19 protein-coding genes are annotated in these 23,144 nt (G+C 53.8%); 15 read left to right on the forward strand and 4 right to left on the reverse strand.

Annotation, left to right across the window (positions count from 1 at the left end; all coding sequences use genetic code 11):
• The first annotated feature begins 423 nt into the window (after nt 1-423).
• The 12 genes from PLD04_10740 (at nt 424) to PLD04_10795 (ending at nt 9,079) form a co-directional block, all read left to right on the forward strand.
• Nucleotides 424-558, forward strand: a complete 135-nt coding sequence (locus tag PLD04_10740) for a hypothetical protein (protein HXK68812.1) — start codon at nt 424-426, stop codon at nt 556-558.
• Between the two features lie 122 nt (nt 559-680).
• Nucleotides 681-2,009, forward strand: coding sequence for a sigma 54-interacting transcriptional regulator (locus tag PLD04_10745; protein HXK68813.1), 1,329 nt, complete (start codon nt 681-683; stop codon nt 2,007-2,009).
• A 116-nt stretch (nt 2,010-2,125) separates the two neighbouring features.
• The gene (locus tag PLD04_10750) at nt 2,126-2,482 is read left to right on the forward strand and encodes a hypothetical protein (protein ID HXK68814.1); all 357 of its coding nucleotides are present in this window, start codon (nt 2,126-2,128) and stop codon (nt 2,480-2,482) included.
• Nucleotides 2,483-2,486: 4 nt separating this feature from the next.
• Nucleotides 2,487-2,807 (forward strand): DUF5320 domain-containing protein, encoded by a 321-nt coding sequence (locus PLD04_10755; GenBank protein HXK68815.1) that lies wholly within the window; start codon nt 2,487-2,489, stop codon nt 2,805-2,807.
• A gap of 41 nt (nt 2,808-2,848) precedes the next feature.
• Nucleotides 2,849-3,052 (forward strand): hypothetical protein, encoded by a 204-nt coding sequence (locus PLD04_10760; protein ID HXK68816.1) that lies wholly within the window; start codon nt 2,849-2,851, stop codon nt 3,050-3,052.
• 64 nt (nt 3,053-3,116) lie between these two features.
• Nucleotides 3,117-3,479 carry a NifB/NifX family molybdenum-iron cluster-binding protein gene (locus PLD04_10765; GenBank protein HXK68817.1) on the forward strand — a complete coding sequence of 121 codons (363 nt, stop codon included), beginning with the start codon at nt 3,117-3,119 and terminating at the stop codon, nt 3,477-3,479.
• 70 nt (nt 3,480-3,549) lie between these two features.
• Nucleotides 3,550-4,404 (forward strand): ATP-binding protein, encoded by an 855-nt coding sequence (locus PLD04_10770; protein HXK68818.1) that lies wholly within the window; start codon nt 3,550-3,552, stop codon nt 4,402-4,404.
• A gap of 2 nt (nt 4,405-4,406) precedes the next feature.
• Complete coding sequence (locus PLD04_10775; protein HXK68819.1) at nt 4,407-5,384, forward strand: radical SAM protein; 978 nt, start codon at nt 4,407-4,409, stop codon at nt 5,382-5,384.
• The gene (locus tag PLD04_10780; GenBank protein HXK68820.1) at nt 5,381-6,265 is read left to right on the forward strand and encodes an ATP-binding protein; all 885 of its coding nucleotides are present in this window, start codon (nt 5,381-5,383) and stop codon (nt 6,263-6,265) included. Before PLD04_10775 ends, PLD04_10780 begins: the two co-directional genes overlap by 4 nt.
• Nucleotides 6,266-7,084 (forward strand): iron-sulfur cluster assembly scaffold protein, encoded by an 819-nt coding sequence (locus PLD04_10785; GenBank protein ID HXK68821.1) that lies wholly within the window; start codon nt 6,266-6,268, stop codon nt 7,082-7,084.
• Nucleotides 7,074-7,943: an MBL fold metallo-hydrolase gene (locus tag PLD04_10790; protein HXK68822.1), complete on the forward strand. Its 870-nt coding sequence runs from the start codon at nt 7,074-7,076 to the stop codon at nt 7,941-7,943. The genes PLD04_10785 and PLD04_10790 overlap by 11 nt, the downstream gene beginning before the upstream one ends.
• Before the next feature lie 131 nt (nt 7,944-8,074).
• Nucleotides 8,075-9,079, forward strand: a complete 1,005-nt coding sequence (locus PLD04_10795) for a hypothetical protein (protein HXK68823.1) — start codon at nt 8,075-8,077, stop codon at nt 9,077-9,079.
• Between the two features lie 44 nt (nt 9,080-9,123).
• On the opposite strand, the gene pap is transcribed toward PLD04_10795, so the two are convergent.
• Nucleotides 9,124-10,608, reverse strand: coding sequence for a polyphosphate:AMP phosphotransferase (gene pap / locus PLD04_10800; protein ID HXK68824.1), 1,485 nt, complete (start codon nt 10,606-10,608; stop codon nt 9,124-9,126).
• A 211-nt stretch (nt 10,609-10,819) separates the two neighbouring features.
• On the opposite strand from pap, the gene PLD04_10805 reads away from it, so the two are divergent.
• A complete protein-coding gene (locus tag PLD04_10805) occupies nt 10,820-11,020 on the forward strand; it encodes a cold-shock protein (protein ID HXK68825.1) in 201 nt (66 codons plus the stop codon).
• A gap of 58 nt (nt 11,021-11,078) precedes the next feature.
• Here the strand turns inward: PLD04_10805 and PLD04_10810 are convergent, their stop codons facing one another.
• Nucleotides 11,079-13,217: a prolyl oligopeptidase family serine peptidase gene (locus PLD04_10810; protein ID HXK68826.1), complete on the reverse strand. Its 2,139-nt coding sequence runs from the start codon at nt 13,215-13,217 to the stop codon at nt 11,079-11,081.
• Nucleotides 13,218-13,379: 162 nt separating this feature from the next.
• Here PLD04_10810 and PLD04_10815 point away from each other — a divergent pair, with 162 nt between their 5' ends.
• Together PLD04_10815 and PLD04_10820 are read left to right on the forward strand one after the other, a co-directional pair.
• Nucleotides 13,380-15,251: a PAS domain S-box protein gene (locus PLD04_10815; GenBank protein HXK68827.1), complete on the forward strand. Its 1,872-nt coding sequence runs from the start codon at nt 13,380-13,382 to the stop codon at nt 15,249-15,251.
• A gap of 57 nt (nt 15,252-15,308) precedes the next feature.
• The gene (locus tag PLD04_10820; GenBank protein HXK68828.1) at nt 15,309-17,486 is read left to right on the forward strand and encodes a transglycosylase SLT domain-containing protein; all 2,178 of its coding nucleotides are present in this window, start codon (nt 15,309-15,311) and stop codon (nt 17,484-17,486) included.
• 6 nt (nt 17,487-17,492) lie between these two features.
• Here PLD04_10820 and PLD04_10825 read toward each other — a convergent pair whose 3' ends face one another.
• Nucleotides 17,493-21,083 (reverse strand): alpha-amylase family glycosyl hydrolase, encoded by a 3,591-nt coding sequence (locus PLD04_10825; protein HXK68829.1) that lies wholly within the window; start codon nt 21,081-21,083, stop codon nt 17,493-17,495.
• Between the two features lie 67 nt (nt 21,084-21,150).
• Nucleotides 21,151-22,995: a cation:proton antiporter gene (locus tag PLD04_10830; GenBank protein ID HXK68830.1), complete on the reverse strand. Its 1,845-nt coding sequence runs from the start codon at nt 22,993-22,995 to the stop codon at nt 21,151-21,153.
• Between the last annotated feature and the right edge of the window lie 149 nt (nt 22,996-23,144).

Raw genomic sequence — 23,144 nt, forward strand, 5'->3', positions numbered from 1 at the left:
TAACCGTTTCTAACAGAATTAACACCAAGACATCAATGGAAAATACAACAGCGTATGTTTTTCCTCCTTTCAGCATGAACAAACACGGAATCATACTGATACTTAGCTGCAGAAAAGTATACTCGAATCCCTCATCCAAGTATCGGAACGGAAATGCCCAGAACAGAAAAACGCAAACTAAGAACAGAATAATGAATAATAATCGGTCAATTTGCTCATCGAAATAATTCACTATCCCCTCCTTATAATATATCCTATCTAATGAAATCATAGCATGGCGTTGGGAGAAAGAGTAGAGATATTGTGGTTTTTGAATAACTTAGAGTGAATCATACTTTCGTAATTCCGATACCGTGTTCCTATTAACGAAATTTTAATGCGATCTTGGCAGGAAATTTACAATCCCGACGTATGGTTAGGTTGATGAATCAACCCATTTTCATTATTGCCTTTTCAGCTCTCATGCTCCCAGCTACACTGCTCTCCATTCGCTTCGTCATTCAGATAGCAGCTATGGTGAATTTCTTCCTCCATCTGCGCCACCTCCAGGAACCCTGAACCGGTTACATACAAAGCCACGATCAGTCACTTCCCGGTGACTATAAGGTTATTCCTGTCAGTTGAGGTACAATTCCGCATCCATTCTCGATCCAAACGTTGCAATATGCTACAATCTATTTGTGAATTCCCCATACGAGCGCTGCCAAATCTACGAACGGATCCTTGATCATATCAACGAAGGTGTCTTTGTGGTTGATCGGGACATGCGGATCACCTATTTCAATGCGGCCGCGGAGCGGATTACCGGCTTTTCTGCCGCCGAGGCGATCGGGGAATACTGCTATGACATCCTCCGCTCCACCTACTGTCCTACAGCCTGCGCTCTCAAGGAATCCCTGGAGTCCGGCCTTCATGTGGGTGAAAGGGAACTGACCATCTATTCGAGGGATCAGAGGGAAATTCCGGTCTCCGTGAGTACATCCCCCCTCCGGGACGAGGATGGAAACCTGATCGCAGGCGTCGAGACTTTCCGCGACCTTTCCCTGATTCACTTTTTGAGGGAAGAAATCCAGGAGTCCCACACCCATCACGATATCATCACGAAAAATCCCACTCTTCTGGACATGATCGGCCATCTCCCCGATATCGCCCAGAGCGATCTTCCCGTACTCATTGAAGGAGAAAGTGGAACCGGGAAGGAACTCTTCGCCCAGGCTATTCATCGCTTAAGCATCCGTCAGGACAAACGTCTCGTGCGGCTGAATTGCGCGGCCATTCCCGATAACCTCATTGAATCGGAGTTGTTTGGATACAGAAAAGGTGCCTTCACGGGTGCCTACCAGAATAAACCGGGGAAATTCAATCTCGCGGATGCGGGCACTCTCTTTATGGATGAAATCGGTGAACTTTCCCCCCATGTTCAGGCCAAGCTTCTTCGTGTCCTTGAAGATGGTTGTGTGGAAGCAATTGGGGCCCTGGAACCGGAGCAGGTCAACTTCCGCCTGATTTCCGCGACTCACCGATCCCTATCCTCCATGGTGGAATCCAATCTTTTCCGCCAGGACCTCTATTACCGGATCGGCGTCATCCGCATTCCCCTTCCCCCTCTTCGTGAACGGCGGGAAGACATTCCCCTTCTTATTGACCACTTCATCCAGATTCTTAACGCACAACTGGGTAAATCCGTGGAGCGCCTTTCCCCGGATGCCTGCAAGCTCCTCATGGATTACGATTTTCCGGGTAATATCCGGCAGCTTCGAAATATTCTTGAGCACGCTTTCGTACTCTGCCATGGGAAAACGATCCGCTCCAACCACTTCCCCTCTGAAATTCGTGCCTCAGGCCGGAAGACCTCGATTCCTGGAGGGAGCAATCTCCGCGAGATCGAAAGAGAGACGCTCCGCATGGCCATGAAACGTTCCGGCGGGAATATCACTCGGGCCGCCGAAGACCTGGGGATTCATCGTACGACCCTCTGGAGGAAGCTGAATAAATACGGCATAAAGTGATGCATCCTGCAACACCCTTGCATTCCCGCAATACACAATAAATCCATATTTATCTCTATTTATTAAGGTTGTGTTTTTATCAAACCTGGCATATCTTTTGCTATACCCCTGTTGCCATGATCATCGCATTTCCTGTTCTCGACGAAAGAATCGCTCCCGTGGCCGACGTCGCCCCCGGGTGGATTCTTTACCGGGAAGGAGAGGAAGGGTTGGAATATGTTGACTGTTCTTCCTACTATCCCCCATCCTATCCTGACGTTCTTCGAGAACGAGGCGTGGGTATCGTGATCTGCAATGCGATCAGCCCGCTCCTGACCCGCTTGCTGGTCTTGCAGAACATCCAGGTTGTTCCCGGTGTTCGCGGGACCCCGGGAGAAGTTGCAAAGTCTCTTCCTGATTTACTGACCATGCAGCCTTTCCCTTCGGGACGGAGAAGAATGCGGTGCAGGCGTGGACATCAACGCAGGAGGTAAGACAATGCCAGGAGGAGATCGAACCGGACCGTATGGAATGGGACCCAGAACGGGCAGAGGCGCCGGATACTGCGGCGGCTTCCCCTATCCAGGAAGCATGAATCCCTTTGTTCCCCGCCGGGGAATGGGTCGAGGCATGGGCCGGGGAAGGGGTTTTGGCCGTGGAGCTCGAGGATTCTATGATGCCGCCCCCCCTCTTCCCCCCACCCTGCTGCCTGAGCAGGAGCAGGATCTTCTGGAACGACAGATCAAGTTCCACGAAGAAGCCATCCGTGCTCTGAAACAGCAGCTCGGTGAAACGCAAAAGACTGACCGGGAAGTGTAGAAATGCCTGGAGGAATGGGTAAGGGAGGAAGTGGAGGCCGGATGAAAGGAGCCCAGGGGCGCCAGGGGGGAAAAGGAGGAGGACAGGGAGGTCAGGGAGGAAAAGGGGGTGGCATGGGACTGGGACCGGGTGGTGACTGCATCTGCCCGGCCTGCGGGTACCGCGAGACCCACCGAAGAGGAACACCCTGTTACCAGGTCGTGTGCCCCATGTGTGGGAAGAATATGACCCGGGCCCGTTCGTAAATCTGGTTCTGGCTGAAGAAAAATGCCATCTGGAGTTCGAAAGAACCTTCCGAAAGGAGAAACGATGAAGATTGCTTTACCAACCACGGAAAAAGACCTGGATTCACCGCTGGACAGCCGATTTGGTCGAACTTCCTATTTTCTCATTTACGATACGGAGGGCGAAATTTTTCGGATCGTGGATAACCAGCAGATTCTGAATTCACCCCAGGGAGCCGGGATCCAGGCGGCGGAAAACCTCGCCCGGGAGAAGATTGACTGCCTGATCACCGTACACTGCGGGCCCAAGGCCTACCGTGTACTGTCGGCTGCCGGGATCAAGGTATTTCATACCGATGAATCTTCTGTCCGGATGGCCCTTGAAGCCTGGAAGAACGGGAAATTAACAGAAGCCGACTCAGCCAATGTTGAAGGTCACTGGGTGTAGTGAGACCGTGCAGGAAATTTGTTCACCCATTTCAGCCCTGCTGCAGCGGGATGTTAACGGAGCAGACACCATGATGATTGCCGTCGCCTCAGGGAAGGGCGGGACCGGAAAGACAACCGTGGCTACGAACCTGGCCAGAGTGAGTGAGACAGAAATTTATCTTCTGGATTGTGACGTGGAAGAACCCAACGATCACCTCTTCCTCAAAGGAGAGCTGAAGAGGGAAGTAAAGGTCAACATGCCGGTTCCCACTGTGGACACCAGCCTGTGCAACGGGTGCGGGGAATGCAGCCGTCTCTGTGCATTTCACGCCATCGTGTCGATCGGCACCCACCCCCTTGTCTTTCCGGAGCTCTGTCACGGCTGCGGTGGGTGCGTAAAAATCTGTCCAACGGGGGCGATTTCAGAATCACCCAGGGAAATAGGAACGGTATCGACCTATCAAGCGGACCACGTCGTTCTGATTGAAGGTCGTCTTACCGTGGGTGTTTCCCTTGCACCTCCAGTGATTCGGGCTGTTCGCGACCGGATTCCCCCGGGAAAAACAGTCATCCTGGATGCGCCTCCGGGAACATCCTGTCCCGTGGTCGCTTCCGTTCGGGATGCGGACATCCTTCTACTCGTGACGGAACCTACGCCCTTTGGCCTGAATGACCTGAAGCTCGCCATTGCCATGGCCCGGGAACTCAGCGTTCCCCATGGCGTGCTGATCAATCGCGTGGGTGTCGGTGACTCACGCGTTCATGACTACTGTCAGGGGGAAGGAATCTCAATCCTGGCCGAAATACCCGATGATCGGAGAATCGCCGAAACCTATTCCACCGGGGCCATGGTTATCGATACGCTTCCTGAATACCGGGCCATTTTTCAAACCCTGCTGAATGATCTTCTGACAGGCAGTTTCGGAATCCGTAAGGCGACATAACCGTGAACGAACTTCCGAAGTGTTCGTTTTATGGGCCGGTGGCCTCCCGCAGGCTTGGCCGCTCCCTCGGAGTGGATATCGTTCCTTACAAGGTATGCACCTTTGACTGCATCTACTGTCAGCTCGGCCGAACCACAATCAAAACCATCCAGCGCACCGTGCTCACCTCCGTCACAGAGTTGAAAACCGACCTGGAGAGACAACTTTCATCGTCCGAACCTCCCGACACCATCACCCTTGCCGGATCCGGAGAGCCGACGCTCCATTCAGGACTCGGCCGCATCATTCGGGAAATTAAGGGGATCACAAATATTCCCCTTGCGGTTCTGACCAACGGGTCTCTTCTGTGGATGCCGGAAGTACGGGAATCGCTGATGGAATCCGATCTTGTCCTTCCCTCTCTCGACGCAGGGAATATGCATACTTTCAAAAAGGTGAATCGACCCCATACGGACCTCGTCTTTGATCGCATGGTGGAAGGCATTTCGACATTTACTCAAGATTTTCCCGGCGAAGTATGGCTGGAAATCCTTCTTGTGGCCGGAATAAACGATGATCGATCTGACGTGAGACGGATCGCGGACCATGTTGCATGGATAAAGCCGGCCCGGGTTCAGCTGAATACGGCCCACCGTCCCCCTTCCGAATCCTTTGTGCGTCCTGTACCTCGAAAGGAACTCCTGGATCTGCTGGATCTATTCAAAACACCAGCGGAAATTATCGCTGAATTTATGCCGGCACACCCCTGTTCGCACACCCCCCATTCCGAAACCTCCGACAAAGAGATTCTTAACCTGTTGATGCGAAGGCCCTGTACGATCGCCGACGTTGCTCAGGGAATCGCCATTCCCATTCTGGAAGCCATCAAACACCTTGAGCGACTGCACAAGACAGGAGCTGTCACTGTTGTGGAAAGTGAACACCAATTTTATTACAGAGTTTCCGATTCCCGGGCTCCCTTCACGAAGGGTGACTCATGAGGGAAATCGTAATTCTGAGCGGAAAGGGCGGCACGGGTAAGACCAGCATTACCGCCTCATTTGCAGTTCTGGCAGGCCATTCCGTCATTGCCGATTGTGACGTCGATGCCGCCGATCTCCATCTTGTCCTGTCTCCGGACGTCCGAAAACGCCAGTCGTTCACCGGTGGACATGAAGCGAAGATCCGCCAGGACGATTGCTCTGCCTGTGGTACATGTTTCGAATATTGCCGATATGGAGCCATCGTGCGAACCGCCCCTGACCGTGACCTGTTCACATATCTTGTAGACCCGATCGCATGCGAGGGATGCGGTGTATGCGTCGAATTCTGCCCGGAAGGCGCTATCGAATTTCCTGAAGTGGTCTGTGGGGAATGGATGATATCGGAAACCCGCTGTGGTCCTATGGTTCATGCCAGGCTCGGGATCGCAGCGGAGAACTCAGGAAAACTCGTTTCTCTGGTTCGGAAGGAAGCCAGGCGGATTGCGGGCGAACGTGAAATCGATTTGATACTTATCGACGGACCGCCCGGGATCGGCTGCCCGGTTATTGCTTCCATGACAGGATCCTCAAGAGTTCTCGTCGTGACGGAACCCACCGTGTCCGGAGAACACGATCTGATGCGGGTTCTCTCGCTGAGCCGGCACTTTTCCCTTCCCGTTTCCGTCTGTGTGAACAAGTGGGACCTGAATCCGGCCATGACGGAAAGGATCGAGAAAGGAGCCCGCCAGGCCGGGGCCTCATTGTCTGGAAGGATCCGGTACGACCGGTCAGTTACCCAGGCACAGCTGGAGGAGCGCGCAGTTGTCGAACAGGCCGCACCGTGCGCAGAGGATATCCGAAAGGTCTTTGACCATCTGATCACGCAGGAGGAATCCTGAATGGACAGCCACAGACATGGAAATAGTCTCCCCCGGCATGCCATCGATCATGCACACAGTCCAAGAAATCGGGGCCCTATGGATTCTTTTCAGGGACATGCAAGGATGAAAGGTCCCTGTGGAGACACCATGGAATTCTGGATCCAAATTGAGAACGAATCCGTGAAAAAAGCCTCTTTCGAAACGGATGGATGCGATTCAGCCCTGGCCTGTGGAAGCATTACCAGCATCCTTGCGGAAGGTAGATCAATTCTTGCCATTCTGAGGCTTGAACCGGAGGAGGTATCTCTGGCCCTCGGTGGATTGCCGCAGGAGTACCAGCATTGCGCGCTCCTTGCAGTTAAAGTATTAAAAGAAGCCTGCCTTTCCTGGCTGAACCGTTATATGAACAAGGATCAAATCGAGGAAGATGGGATCCTGCAGGGGATCGGTATTTCCCCTGAACCTGTAAATAGGGATACAATTCATAAGGAGGTAGTTATGAAGATCGCCATACCACTCGCCGACGGGAAGTTGTCCATGCACTTCGGCCATTGCCAGACATTTGCACTCATTGATGTGGACCTCAAAGAGCGAAAAATAGTAGACAGGACTGATGTAGATGCCCCTCCCCATCAACCCGGCCTCTTACCGCAATGGCTTGCAGAACGGGGGGCTTCACTCATTATCGCGGGTGGAATGGGGCAGAGGGCTCAGGGACTCTTTTCTTCTTACAATATCGGGGTTTTCATAGGAGCACCCCAGGAAACCCCGGAAGCCCTGGTCACGGAATACCTGGAAGGAAACCTCCGGGGAGGACAAAATATCTGTGATCACTGAAGCAAACCAATCCGACTCTTTAAGGTCTGACCAAACGATTCGGATCACGATCCTCGTCGATGATCACGCAGGCCATGGCCTGATGCAGGAACATGGATTTTCCCTGTGGATTGAAACTCCGGAGAAGCGCATTCTCTTTGATACGGGGCAGGGTGAAGCCCTCCTCCCCAACAGCCGCATTATGGGAGTGGACCTCTCCACCTGCGATGATGTCGTTCTCAGCCACGGCCACTACGACCATACAGGGGGGTTACCTGATCTTTTTCAGAAAAATCAGAGGGTGAAAGTTTATTGTCATCCAGGAGCCCTCCTCCCCCGCCATGAAGCTGGCGGGAAAAATGTTCGGTCTGTCGGTATTCCTTCGGATTCCCTTTACAGTCTCGAATCGATTCCAGACACCCGGATTCACTGGGCCACCGGGCCCTGCCGCCTCTCCGATGGGATCGGGTTGACCGGCCCGATCCCACGGTCAACCGGGTACGAAGATACCGGAGGGGCATTCATTCTTCACCCGGATCTGCGTGACCCGGATCCGATGGATGATGATCTGGCCCTCTGGATTGAGACCGAAACCGGCTTGATCGTATGTGTGGGCTGCAGCCATGCCGGCGTTATCAACACCCTTCAGTACATTCTTGATCTCAACCCCGGTTCGAAGATCCGTGCGGTCCTCGGAGGGTTTCATATGCTTCACGCATCTTCCGATCGAATGGAAAGAACGGAATTCGAGCTTCACAACATCAACCCGGACCTGGTCATACCCTGCCACTGCACCGGAGATGCTGCAACGAAGGGTCTGGCCAAAACCATGGGAAACCGGCTTATAGCCGGAGAGGCCGGCCAGGTTTTCCACTTCTGACCAGGGTCATACCACATTCCCGTATCCTGAAATAAATCGGTTCCAAATCCCTGTACGACAGCAAATTTTGTCATCCTTTTTGGTTTTCCTGTCGTCCTGAGTAACGTCGATTCTTTATTTCAGGAGTCACTATGTTCCTCGCTCATATTCGCTGCTATCTTCATTCCCTGCTGTTATCCTTCCTTTTCTTTTCCGGTTTCACGATTCCCTGCCATGCCCAGGACATCGTCCTGGAGGAGGAAACCGGGCAAAACGCTCTTAATGAACTTCGTTTAGCTCTCAAGCTCTCGGACGAGCAGACACATCGCTGCAGTGAGCTTCTCAAGGTTGTGGAGGCCCAGGCCCGCCTGGATCGACAGAACTACCGTGGCGATTTTGATTCTCTCGTGATGGCCTATGACAAGAGAATGGCGTTCATGGATCAAAACCTGATCTCCATTCTGACCGAACCCCAGCGGCCACTCTATGAGGCGTGGATTCAGAACCGAACAGACCAGCACGAACTTCTTGCCCTGCGGGAAGGTCTGGACCTGGCCGCATCTCAAAAAGAAGCGATAGCGGAAATCCAGGACCGATTTCGCCAGCGGGCCGAGAAAGAAAGGGGCGAGCAAAGGACGCGTGCACTGGATCTTATTCAGGCCGCCGAAAGACGGGAGGAAGAGAGGGTCACGGCTATCGAGACCCTTTTAAACAAACAGCAGAAGAACGCCTTTAAAAAATACCTGGATGGCAGGATTGAAGACCCCATCGAGAATGAGATGTTCCGTCTTCGGGAAGGTCTTCTGCTGACAGCGGAGCAGGAGCGTGTTGTGAGGAAAATTCTCGCGCACTACGGAACGTACGAGCCAGGAGAGCAAAGACGGCCTCGAGGTTCCGGAGAAGGCAGACCGCCGGAAGGAATGGGAAGAAGACACTCTAAATCGGGTGAGACAGACATGGATGGGCCGCCGCCTCATCGGGGTGCTTCCCCCGGGGATGAAGAAATCCGGAAACTATTGGACGAACAGCAGAAGGTCCTCTTCGATCAGCTTCTCCAGGAACGTATGGAGAACATGCGGAATCGGAGACCCAAAGGCCCCGGTATGGGGGAAGAACGACAGGGAAGACCCGGACGACCGCCCGGCGGAGGATTCTGATCCTCCTTACCTGCTAAAATTGTTGCAATTCAAGACCTGACCCCTTATTTTAGCCTCTTCTCCAGGGCGTCGATGTAGGTTTCGATGACTTTGACACGGGCGAAGCGCTTGCTGTTCGCTTCCACCAGGGTCCATGGGGCCGCGGTGGTACTGGTCCGCTGAACCATGTCCTGGATGGCCCGTTCGTACTCCGGCCATTTTTCCCGGTTTCTCCAGTCTTCTTCCGTGATCTTGAACCGTTTCCACGGTGTGGCCTTCCGTTCCTGGAATCTCCGGAGCTGTTCCTCCGGAGTGATGTGGAGAAAGTACTTTACGACCACATAGCCGAATTCGGTGAGCTGAGCCTCAAAATCGTTGATTTCATCGTACGCCCGGGACCACTCCCCCTCCGTGGCAAAGCCTTCGACTCTCTCCACCATGACCCTTCCATACCAGCTTCGGTCAAAGATCGTGATCCTTCCCGCTCCGGGCATATGCCTCCAGAACCGCCAGAGATAGTGCTGGGAACGTTCTTCGTCCGTCGGTGCGGCGATGGGGACAATCCGGTAATCCCTGGAATCGAGGGCCGCCGTAATCCGACGGATGGCTCCCCCCTTTCCGCCCGCGTCCCACCCTTCAAAAACCAGGATACTGGAAACACCTTTACTTTTTGCCTTCCTTGAAAGGGCGTTCAGCTTTGCCTGCGCCCGGGATAGTCGTTTCTTATAGGCCTTGTCCGCCAGGTCCTGTTCCATGTCCAGGGTCGTAAGGATCGTAGGGCCTTCTTCCGGAGTCACGATTCGGGAGGCAGAAGCCGCCGAAGACTTTTTGCGCCTCTGTACCCGTCTTAACTGTCTTTCCAGAGCCTTCAGGAGGGTTCGGGCCACCGTGACATGCATGTAGCGCCGGTCGGTTGCCTCCACAATGGTCCAGGGAGCCGCTCCCGTGCTTGTTGCACTGATCGCCTGTTCGTCCACCTTGAGGAAGGTGTCGTACAGCTTAAGGTGTTTCTTGTCCTGCGAAGTCACTCTCCAGGCTGTATTCGGTTCTTTTGCCAGGGCCTTGAGCCTTTTCTTTTGTTCCTTTTTTCCAAGATGGAGCCAGAACTTCAGCAGAAGCATGCCGTCATCCACCAGCTTTTTCTCGAAGATCCGGATCCTCTGCAGTGATGCGAGGAAATCGCCCTTCCCCATGGTTCCATAGGCTCTCTTAAGAATGGGAGCGGAATACCAGGATCCAAAAAAGATTCCGATTCGCCCCTTGGGGGGCAGAGATCTCCAGAATCGCCAGTACGGAGGCCGCTGAGATTCTTCGTCGGTAGGTTCACCAAACCCATAGGTCAACAGAAAACGCGGATCCATCCATTCGTGCAGCGTGTTGACCACATCCCCCTTACCGGCTGCATCCACACCATTGATCAGCAGAAGTACCGGGAAACCGGCTGTTTTTAATTTTTCCTGCGCATGCAGCAGCTTAATTCGAAGTTCCGCCGCTTCCTTTTCATATTCCGTTTTTGGAATGCTTGAACCAATTTCCGCCGTTTCGAACATAGAATCTCTCCTTTCCATCCCTCGGGTGCCTTCCCGGCAATCATACCATAAGGTTTATCCAAGCGATCCATGATTGACGAAGACAATTTGTCTATGGCATACTACGGTTGAAGGTTAAGAAGGTTTGGATGTACCGGCTGTAAAGTTTTACCCTTTGCCGTACGTTTTACAAACCTCCTTAAGTTTCTAAATTATTCAGGAGGTAGCAGCAGTGACCAAAGGGACCGTGAAGTGGTTCAATGACTCCAAAGGCTATGGCTTTATCACGAGTGAGGATGGCGAGGACGTATTCGTCCACTATTCTGACATCCAGGAAGACGGTTATCGCAAGCTGGCCGAAGGACAGGCCGTGGAGTTTGAGATTACCCAGGGTCCGAAAGGTCCCAAAGCCACGAGGGTGGCCAAGATCTAAGGACAACAATCAGGGCCCCGGAGCTCCGGGGCCCACTAGTTTATTTCGTTGTTACTCTTCACCTTTTATCGGGTGAAGTTTTTGTTTCCTGGGGAAATTTCATTCCCGATCCCGCCATTAAGAACGAGATATTGTCAGACCACTGAGAGGCCAGTTTCGATAAGGTTGTTCCTCCCCCATGCCCTGAAGCCTTTTCCTGGAGAAGGTAAAAGGGACCACCTTCAGGATCGGTCGATTGCAGCATCGCCACCATCTTCCGTGCATGGAGAGGGTTGGTCCGCGCGTCGTTTTCGCTTCCCGTGATCAGCATGGGAGGGTATTTTACTCCCTTTTTCACATTGTGATAGGGAGAATATCGGTAGAGATACCCGCACTGTTTGGGATCTTCACAGCTTCCATATTCGACAGCCCAGATATTGGCAAGACCGAAAGTGTGATAGCGGACCATGTCCAGAAGGGGAACCTGACAGAGAACCGCAGCGAACAGGTCAGGCCGTTGGACCGCAGCAGCTCCCACGAGAAGTCCACCGTTGCTTCCGCCCATGATCGTCAGGTGGCGAGAATCCGTGTAATGGTGATTAATCAGCCACTCCGCCGAGGCGATAAAATCATCAAAGACATTCTGTTTCCGGTCAAGCATCCCCGATTCATGCCACTCCCGACCATATTCGCCTCCTCCGCGGAGACAGGGAACGGCCAGGATTCCTCCCGCTTCGAGCCAGACTCCGTAGATCGTCGAAAAGGACGGCGTCTGGGGAATATTGAACCCTCCGTAGCCGGTGAGCAGCGTTGGATAACGGGCCTTTTTTTTCATCGATTTCGGACGGACTACAAACATGGGGAGCCGGGTACCATCTTTTGATGTGACCCATACCTGCTCGGTGATGTAAGCGCTTAGATCCATCTTTACAGGCGAGCGGTGGACGAGGGTCAGGTGATCTTTCTTGAGATCGTAGGTATAGGTCGTGTCGGGCTGGTTGTAGGATTCGTAGGCAACCCAGACTGGAGGTTTCGACATATACCCCCACACTCCCGCCGACCCGATTCCAGGAAGAGAAAGCTCCTTGACGGGCGAGCCGTCGAGTTTGAAAATCTTAATTCGCGTGGAGGCATCGTGCATATAGGTCGCGTAGAGGTATCCCCCAATAAGCTGGCACGATTCAAGGGTGTCGGCACTTTCCGGTATGATCTCCTTCCAGTTTTTCCGAAAGGGAGAGTTCGCGGAAACAGCCATGACGCGCCCCTTTGGTGCATCCCAATCCGTCCGGATAAAGAAGGTACCGTCATGTTCATCGACGGCATAGCTTGCATCAAAGCCCACCGCGAGGGGAATCGGCGGCTCTTTGGAATCCAGCTTTCGGAAGAAGACCTCGTTTTTGTCAAACTCCCAGCGGTAGAGAATAAGATAGGTCCCGTCCTCTGTGATCTGAGCGCCATGGTAGTATTCCTTGACCGAGTCATGGTAAAAGACCCGCTTATCCTTATCCGGCGTGTCTCCGAGCTTATGAAAGTAGACCGAATGCCAGTAAAATTCCTCTCCATCCGGCACTTCTCCCTTCTCCGGATGTGCGGTATAGAAAAAACCTGAACCGTCAGGTAACCACGCATTCACATTCTGCCTGAGACCGTGAAGCCTGTCCGGAAGGATTTTCTTTGATGGAACTTCCATCACCTGGACCACAGGACGCTCATCTCCGCCCTGAGCTTTTCCGAAGGCAAGGAGGGATCCATCCAGGGATGGAGTGACGGAATCCACTGTTTCCTCATCCTTCCACTGGTTGGGGTCGATCAGGATAAGGGTTTCCCCATCGGAATCGGCCCTTGTGCAGTAGATTCGTTTCTCCGCGTCATGCTTTTTGAGCCAGAAGAACTGGCGGGATGAAGCCAGGACCTCCATGGGGGGAGTCTCATCATCGTATCGCCATAACAATTCCAACCTCTCCTGGAGAGCTTTCCTCTGCGGCAGGTTATCAAGGTAGGCACGTGTCAGCTTTTCCTGCTCGGCAACCCAGTTTTTCACTTCATCGGAAGATCCACTTTCAAGCCAGCGAAAGGGATCACGTATGGTCAAACCGTGCATAACTTCGCTCCGGTCTTCCTTTCGGGTGGGAGGATAATCCCGAAGGTTTTCAGGAATGGAAAGAAGGGTGACCAAACCCAGAGCGGTGCACAGGGACAGGAAGTCGGACGGTATCATCGATTTTCTTCTCCTTCCGCGGTAGAATCTCCTTTGGATTGTACCAGAGGCGAAGAGTGATCGTGGACGGAATCTTGACAACTTATGCCAAAATCGATAAGGTGATCACACGATGAAGGCAGGCTTCCAGGTTTCCCACATCATGATCATGGATCATATGTCATGAGAACGCTGCTCCTCTCATCGGACCTGAATCGTCTGGGCTCTCTCCAGGAAGCTCTTCTTCAAAGGGATCATGATCTTTCCGTTGCCCGGGAAATCCATGCCGCCCTCGCCGTCCTGGATGAGCATCCCTTTTCCCTTGTCATTATTGATGCTTCCCAGAATCTACAGGATGCAGCTAATCAATGTGAGCGGATCCGGTCTCATGCCGTCGGAAGAACCAGCGTCATTCTGGCAGTCGTTTCCGACAGCCATCCGGAAATACTCAATACCTTATTAGATGCCGGGATGGACTTCTACATCTGCCTGGAATGGGAGAAGGAAGTCCTCGTTCCCCATCTTTTTATTGTGGAGCGACTCGTTAACCACATCTTCAAGAGAGTCCGGGCGGAAGAAGCCTTCTGGTCGGCGGAACAGCACTTCCGCACCCTGGCGGAAGAATCCCCCAACATGATCTTCATCAACTCCGGGGGCAAGGTCGTCTACGCCAACCAGGCCTGCGAACGGATCATGGAGTATTCCCGCGAGGAGTTTTATGCGCCGGATTTCGATTTCCGTGTACTGATCGCCCCGGAGTACCAGGAGCAGCTCCGCACCAACTACCTTCAACACCTGAAGGGATCCGCCGATCTCATCACGTCGGAGTATGAGCTCATCACCCGGACCGGGAAAAGGATCTATGCCATCCATAATACAAAACTGATCGAATACCAGGGAAAAACAGCCGTCCTTGGAATTGTTACTGACATTTCCTCCTACCGGCTCCTGATGGCCGAGCTGAAGGCCTCGGAACAGCGCTTCCGATACATGGCGGAAAACGCTCCGGTGGGGGTCTTTCAGACCACCCTGGACGGAATGGTTAAGTATGTCAACCGTCACCTCGCGGAAGAAATGGGATATATGGGCCCGGAGCACATGCAGGGAAGCGATGTTAGACGGCACTATAAAAACCCAAAAGAACGTATCGCAATGCTGGACATGCTTGCAAGGGATGGCATGGTCCACGGACTGGAGCTGGAGCTGGTCACCCTGTCGGGAAAAGAGATTACCGCTCTTCTCCATGCGGTGGTCGAGGAGGAAACCCTCACAGGAATCTTGATCAACATCACCCCCAGAAAGTATGCCCTGCGGGCACTGGAAGAACGGGAGGCCCTTCTTCACTCCATCGTCGAAAGTATCCCCTTTGACGTGTTCGCGCTGGACATGGAAGACCGCTATACCCTTCAGAATTCCACCTGCAAAGCCCACTGGGGGGACGTCATCGGGAAACATCCCAGAGAGATCGCTCCGGACAAAGAAATCCTTGGTCGATGGCTTTCCAACAATCAACGGGCCAGTTCCGGTAAGATCGTGGACGAAGTCGTTCACTATCCCGTTGGCGATTCAGTCCAGCACCTGAGAAACATCATCTCACCCATCTGGGATAAGGGATCCATCACCGGTATCGTGGGTGTCAATATCGACGTCACCGATGCCACCCTGGCCCATGCCGAGCTGGAAAGGAAAGAATCACTTTACAGGGCGATCGTGGATTCATTCCCGGACCCTATCATTCTCTGCAATCCTTCCGGCCTGTTGATCACGATCAACCTTCCCGCTTCCCGGGCCCTGGGGTATCCCTACCCCATGAATGCGGCAAAGGAAGCCATTCAATGTACTGATATCTTTCTCTGCGACGATCCGTCGGGAATAGAGAATACCATCGAGGAGGTCTTTCGCTCCAGGAAACTAAAAACGATGGAATGCAGGCTGCGCAAGAGAGATGGATCCGATATTCTTTCCAATGTGGAGTCTCTCCCCCTCTATACCCGGGAAGGGGATCCCCTGGCCATTCTGAACATATTTCGGTTTCAGAAATCCAATTCAGCCTGAGCCAGCATTCGTTCCCTTTTCTTTCCAACTTGACATACCATGATAGAGTGGTGGGATATGCCGGAACGACAGCCTCTCTTGCCTAACCGGACCTGGATCCTCCTTATCCTTCTTCTCCCTCCTATTCTCTCTGCAGGAATAGCAGAGAATTCTTCTTCCCTTTCCTATTGTTATTCACGACTCGCCACCGGGAATACGGCCGAAGGAACAGCCTGTCTGAAACGTTTAGCATCTCCCATGGACACAAAGAATCTCTATCCAAGGCTGGCCCTTGCCGCTCAGCAGTTCCGCGCCGGAAAATCCGGGGAAGCACAATCCACTCTTGCGGTGCTTCCCGAATTACCATCCTCCAACGATCCGGCCCTTTCCTTTGCCTACCTCCTCCGGGGCCGTTCCCTCCTTGAATCAAAGGACACTGCAGGAGCCAGGAAGGCCTTCGCCCGATCGTTCGAACTTGGACTGCCCTCTTCTCTCCATTCTCTTGTCATGGCGGAGCAAATTGACGTGCTCCGGGAAGATAAAGCCTGGGAGAGTGTCGCCACGCTCGCCGACGCATATCTCCAATCCTGGCCGGATAGCAGCCAGCGATACCGAATCCAATGGATCAAGGTACAGTCACAATCCGAGCTGGGTGCGCCTGATACCGCAGCGACAGAAGCCTGTACCCTGTGGCAGGCGGATCCCGGCGGTCCCTGGGGGCGAAAGGCTGCCAGCTGGCTGCTTTCCCGCAAAAGAGAAGAATCCTGCATCAAGGACACTCTCCTGGCTCTGCCCCGCGCGCTGGAGCGCTCCGGGCTGATCCGGGAAGCACAACGAGCCATGGATACCATTCACACGGGAAAGCTCTCCCCCACTCTGCGCGAAGAATATGATCTTCTTCAGGCCCGGTTGCTTCTTGAACGGGGTGAGCATTACCGGGCGGGAGTCCAGGCACGCCGTCTGATGAAGCGATTACAGCCGGGAACCCTGATGGATGAGGCTGCCTGGATTCGCTTCCAGGGGGGCAGATACCGCAACCAGTACGAGCTCCTTGAAGAGCTGGGGCAGTGGTTTGATCGTTCCGGGACTGACCGGGACCGCGTCTCGGAGGTGCACTATATCCTCTCTCTGGAGGCCAGGGCTCGAGACCAGGCAGATCGTGCGATTGGTCATCTGAAGAGGATCGTGGACATGGGTGCGTCCGTCTCCCGGTTTCAGGAAGCCGCCTGGCTCCTGGCCTGGACCTACGAAAGTGCAGGCAGACGGGACCGCGCCCTTGCAACGTTTACGACTCTCAGGGACGCGCTTCCGGAGTCTCCCTACACGGTACCCATACTCTACTGGCAGGGCCGATGGGCGGAGGAAGCTAAGGATACACCCGGTGCCCGTTCCCTCTGGGAACAGGTTGTTCAGTCTTCCCCCTTCACCTACTACGGACATCTGGCGAACCGTCGGCTCATGGCAAGTCCCGCTCGCCGATCCGATGATTTTCGTGATACGGACGAAATCCGGCATGCATTTGATACCCTGATGAAGGATGAAGTCGTTGGTGTGGTTGTGAAAGCAGGACTCTTCGAAGAGGCAATCGTGATTCTGGAGCAGCAGGAGAAGAGCGATGTACAGGCCTTTCGCATAAGCCTGCTCCAGGCGGCATCGGGAAAACCGCGACAATCTCTCCACACTCTGTACACACGCCTGTCCGGTACCCTGAAAGGAGTAGAATCCCCGCCTTTTGAGGCTTTCTGGCCGCTGGCCTATCCCAGATGGTACGCTGATGAAATTCTGGAAACGGCAGGATCGTTCCGCCTTGATCACCACCTGGTCTTCAGTCTTGTCAGAAGAGAAAGCGGATTCGATCCCGCGGCCCAATCGGGAGTCGGAGCCCTGGGCCTCACCCAGCTCATGCCTTCTACAGCTCGCACCCTCGCGAGATCCCTTCGAATCCCGTACCCCGGCCGTCGAGGTCTATTGAAGCCGGAGACCAACCTCAAACTTGGGTTCTCCTACCTTTCCCAATTAATCGGACGGTTTCCCGACAATCTTCATGGCAGGCCCTACCAGGCCCTGGCTGCGTACAACGCGGGTCCGGGTGCGGTCCGCCGATGGCAGTCTGCTTCCCGCGGACTGGACCCGGAAGAATGGATTGAAATGATTCCTTACGTGGAAACCCGTCTCTTTGTAAAAGAGGTTCTTCGATCCTCCTGGGAGTACGAGCGTCTGTATGGACCGGTCCAGAAAACGGAACTACTACCCTGAGAATCCTTATTTTTTCCGGTTCGTAGCGGATTTCTTCTTTTTCAGGCCCGTGGAAGACAGGGCGGACAGAAAGGGAACAAGACGGTAATGAGCCCGTTCGGCCTCCTGATGAAAATGATGGAGCGGGTACAGGATGTCCTCCATGTTCCGTTCTTCTTCATCGGATATTTGTTGCGCCCGGCGGTCCCGGGCAATACGGTTCGCAAGGGTGAGTGCTGTCGTCAGGCGTTCGAATCCCTCCCGGTTAAACCATAGATCGTCCAGGTACCGGTGCACTCCCATGGCCTTCCGTGCCGCGGGATTGCGGAAAAGGAGGCGGACCAGGGCGGCCTCCTGGCGAGACCCTGAAATTTCCCGGGAAAGGTAAGGGTCATGTTCCAGGAGTACCGGTACGACACCCCGCACGGTCAAAATTTCCCCCGAAGCAAAACCAATTTCATCGAGACGGCCCGAAACGAGATCAAGAAGGCGAAACCGGCTCACTACCTCACAGGCCGCCAATTCTCGGTCTTTCTGGTCTCGCTCACCGCCCAGACATCGGAAGAGAATCCAGAGAAGGACGGAAACCTTAACCGACCGCTCCTGGAAGGGGTTTCCGCTGCCTCCTCCGTCCGTTTCATCCCCTTCCGGGCCGGGCAGGGTTCCATAGTCCAGGAGGCGGCCCAGATCAGGAATCATATGGTCTGAAACGATCCCTCCGTCCCCTCCGACACTGGGCTCCCGGATGAGTTGTTGAAGGCTGCCGGAGAGGGCGTGGAGATAGCCCTCCCACCCTTCCGGTTTTTGTTCTCCTGTCGTTATTTGGAGGAAAGGACCCGGAACGGCAGTGGAAAGGAGAGATCGAAAACTCTCCAGGATGGGCTGCCGAAGGAGTTCCTCCATGGCTTCCTCAAGGGAAGGCACACCTCTCCCCTGAAGCATGGCCGACAACCTCCCGTACCGTCCGTCTGCCTGCTCCTGAACCACCTGAAAGTCTACAAATACATAGCGGCCATAGGCATGGAATTCAAGGTAGAGTCCTCTCTCCCCGATTTCACTGCAGGATTGCAGATACTCAAGTCCCCCCACCGCATCGCGAAACCGAAGAAATTGATCGGATCGGCCGGGGATATTCAACCCTTTTGCCAGGGTCGTCATCACAAGATCCCGTTCTCCGTCCGGTCCTCCCGAGATCTCGCGGAAGGATACTGAGGTACGGATCCATCCCGACGTCGATGCGTAGGCATTGTGATAGGCCACGAGGGAGCGATCTTCTCCGGAACGGTTGGAATAGGCAAAGACATTTTCATCCACACTGCCGTGGTGCGTGAAGAAATCGTAGAGAACAAAGTGCGAAACACCGGAAAAGAGATGCCGCAGCTTCAGTAGAGGAAAGATCTCGCGTCGATGCCGTTCGACGAGCCAGGAATCCGGCTGTTCTTCCCGGTAGGCACGACGGTATTCCATGCCGTACTTTTCCTCAAATCCTTCCACCTGGCCGTGACCGAACATGGGGAGGCCCGGAAGGGTGACCATCATCGTGCAGATTCCGAAATATTTGTCTCCCTTCCCGAACTGAGCCACGGCCGTTTCTTCGTCCGGATTATTCATGAAATTAACGTAACGGCGCATGATTTCCGGGTTGAATTCAAGTACCTGTTTCAGGTAGGCCCGATACTTTGAATTCTCTTCCCTCTTCAGGCAGTTCATGAACGCACTGTTATACACGCGGTGCATCCCGAGCGTCCTGACAAAATAACTCTCCATAAGCCAGAAGGCTTCAGCCAGCAGCAGGGTGTCCGGAGCCTCGGCCGCCACGCGGTCCACGACCTCCCTCCAGAACTCCTGCGGCATATGCGCGTCCAGTTCTTCCCGCGTCATGGCATGCTCGGCCCGGGATGGGATATCTCCTCCACTCCCGGGTTGAGGGTACCAGAGCCTCTGGTAGTGCAGTTTCGCAAGGGTCATCGCGGCATCGAACCGTATGATGGGAAAGGAGCGGGCTACATGGAGAATGGTTTGGATGACAGCTTCCCGCACCTCCGCTTTCAGGTAGTCGAGCTGTGCTGTATCATTCCACGGCATCCGGGTACCGTCGTTTCCATGGTAGATGTACCGGGTATGACCCGAAGATCGCTCCACTCTTCGAAACACCACGGCCGCATCGGTACGATCGTAGTAATGATCTTCAATCTGAATCATAACTCCCGGATCTGGAGAAAGATCTTCCCCGGTAAACCTATATGCAGGAAAGGGACTTTCTGACCTCTGGATAAACCAGTCCGGATGGTGGATGACCCAGGGAGAATCGATTCCCATATGGTTGGGCACCATGTCCGATGCCAGACGGATCCCGCGGGCAGCGGCACGTTGGCGTAGGTTTTCCAGTGCATTCCATCCGCCGAGATCTTCCGCAATTTCGTAAGCGGAAAGTGAATAGGCGGAGGCCAGAGCCTCCGGGTTTCCGCAGCGACGCTTGATTTCTCTGGATGCACGGCTCCGCTCCCAGAGCCCGATCAGCCACAACCCCGTGAAACCATTTCCGGAGATCCGATCCAGTTCCTCGTCAGGAATAGCATCCAGGGTTCGGATGTCCCGCCCGTAATGGACGGAAAGCTGGTGAAGCCAGACGTGCGTGCTTTTCGCCAGAAGGATCAGGTTGGGCATCCATTCCCGATCTGCGGTAAACCTTTCCTCGTCAGCCATCGCCGCATCGGAAAGGGTTTTCCTGTGGGCCAGGATATCCATTTCACCGGGTCCTTCGAACCCGTGCTGCTTTTCCTCCTCCTGCGCAAGATCGAAGGCGGAAAGGATCCTGGAATAGAAGGCACGGATCCACAATCCCCATTTCCTCTGAATGTAGCGAAGCTGTCCGGCCAGGGAATAGGGTTCGACCAGGGCCGGATCTCTCAGCAGATCCAGAAGGGGAAGCGCATCGGGACCAAAGGGAGGCTTTTCATGGAAGAAACGAGTGAGGCTTCGGATGGCATCCCCATAACTGGAACTGAAGGAAAGCGTGCTGTCATCAAAGAGTTCCCGGAAAGGCTGTGTGGCGGGATTCATGTTGGCAACCCATAACATGACCAGTTCTTCCAACGCCACCTCGATTGCAGGTCGATCCTCCACCCTTCCGGAAAGATAATCCTGAACGCTCACATCCCCACGGTAGACAGCCTGGGGAGGAAAGGTTTCCAGAAAACGGATCAGCAGGGAATGGATTTCTTCGTCACCCAGGTCGTTTTTCAGAAAGGACAGCGCATCCGCCCATACAGTTTTTCCAGCTTCTTCCATATACAAAGTGATGACATAGTGGAGGATCTCATCAATGAGACCCATGGCATTCAGGTCTCCCGCACGAACGGCAAGTTCAGGAAAGAGTGCCGTATTTCTCCGGTCGTTGATCTTTCGGGCAAGGCGCCGCACCGAAAGAAAATCGGTAAAGATCACGTTGCCCGTTGAAGAAAATAGAGATTCCTCCAGATCATACCGCTTCCGGCAAAACCGTGAGACATGAAATTCGAGGTGACGGAGAGAGCTGGAAAATTCTGAAAGACTGTCTTTTTGCATCCGGCTCAGGCCGACTCGCAACATTCTCCGAAGATGACGATGGGTTTGCATCAGTGAAGATCTCCCCTTCTGGTGAAACTGCCTGCCTCATGTACGGTATTCGATATGGACCGTTCCGTCAAGGCCGCTCCGCGGTTTTCAGCCCGCCCTTTCGATTTCGAACATGTTGAGATCGCGATGAATGGAGTGTAAGAATTCGCTGTCCTTCTCTCCAGGTCGGCTTTGTATCACTCGTTAACACTTCAAGTTCCCTATCGTCGTGAATGACCAGGAGGGGAAGCGCGCCGGCAGCCACGAAGGATTGCATCCTGGCAATGTCGGATTCTGCCTGGACAGGGAAGATGGTGAATTCTCCTCCTTCCAGAAGCCGATTCTCGATGGCGTCGTGCGTGGCGGACGGGGAAAAGAGACCCCGACCTCGAAGCACACCGGAGGTTTCCACCCGTCGACGCGTACCCTCGACATGGGACGGAACCAGCTGATAGCAGTTGGCCCTCCCAAATATTTCTTCATGACGGAGGCAGGCCAGGGCATTCACTTCTTCGTTCGGCGTCAGAGCCACCATTCGGCCAATCCCGCTGAGATCCAGGGATTCCGTCGTATGGGGTGAAAGTGCGTTTGCCTGCACCGCTTCGAGGCCCGCAGCAATGGCCTGCTCGATATGGAGTGGGTTGGAGTCCACCAGCAGGACCCTGAATCCCTCCTTTTGGACCATCAGAGCCAAATGTCTGGCCCACTCATGGGCTCCGATGACGAGAATTCCCTGTGGCTTGGGATACGCAATACCCAGTTTGAGCGCAAGGGGGTAAGCCGTACCCCCGTAGATGAGAACCGTACCGATAATCACGAAGAAGGTTTCGGTAACGATCTGCTCTGCTCCCGGGATCCCTGCCCGTTGAAGAGAGAGTGAAAATGAAGAGGCTACAGCCGCCGCCACGATTCCGCGGGGAGCCATCCAGGAGAGCATGACCTTATTCCTTGTAGAACATCCGACCCCCACCGTGGAAGCCAGGACGGCCAGGGGCCGGACCAGGAGAATTAACAGCCCGAGAAAAGCGAGGGTCATCCAGTCAATCTGGAGAAGATGTTCAAGTTTCAGGCGGGCCGCCAGGATAATGAAGAGCGAGGAAATCAGCACTGTTCGAAGATTTTCTTTGAATTCGACGATACGCGTAATATCCACAACCCTCTGGTTTGCAAGGATGATACCCATCAGGGTTACGGTCAGAAGCCCTGATTCGGGCTGAAATAGATTTGAAAAATAGAAGGCTCCGACCACGCCCATCAGGGTAAAGGGATTCTCCAGGTGATCGGGAACCCAGTGGCGCTTCATGATCATGATCATGCCGATGGAAATCGTGATTCCGAAAAGCATGGAAATCAGGATTGTCTTAAAGACCCCGACAAGGATCACCGCCGGGGCTAAATGGATACTTCCAACACGCACTGCTTCAAAAACCAGAACGGCCAGCACGGCGCCGATGGGATCGTTGACGATGCCCTCCCATTTCAGGATCGCGGCGGTATTTCCCTTGGGTTTGATCTGCATCAGGAGAGGGACCACAACGGTGGGACCGGTCACCGTAAGAATGGCTCCAAGAAGAAGAGAGAGACGGAAGGACATTCCCAGTACCGTCCAGGCCAGAAAGGTTACGAGGATCCATGTAACAAGAATTCCGATACTTACGAGGTTTCGAACGACAGTTCCGACACGGACCAGTTCCTGGATTTTAAGACTCATCCCCCCCTCGAAGAGAATGATGGCAACCGAAATGGAAACCACGGGAAAGAGAATGTCTCCCAGGAGATGATCCGGATTGAGAAGGTTGGTCAGGGGTCCCACAAGAATGCCCGCGAGAAGAAGCAAAAGAATTGAAGGCAGACGAAACCTCCAGGAAATCCATTGAACACCTATTCCCAGTACGATGATCAGCGCAATACCCTGAAGCGCATTTCCTTCCATGAATTTAGAATCCTTCCCGTTGAAACACCATGGTATGAGGATAGGCTAGAAAGGATTCAATTTCAAGCGAAGAAAAGAATTTTCCCGCAACCAGATCCGGGGAGAGTCAAGGTGTGTGCAACAGAATGCACAGAAAATTCGTACAAGAG

Source organism: Thermoanaerobaculia bacterium (assembly GCA_035593605.1).
In the GTDB taxonomy this organism is placed as follows: Bacteria; Acidobacteriota; Thermoanaerobaculia; order UBA2201; family DAOSWS01; genus DAOSWS01.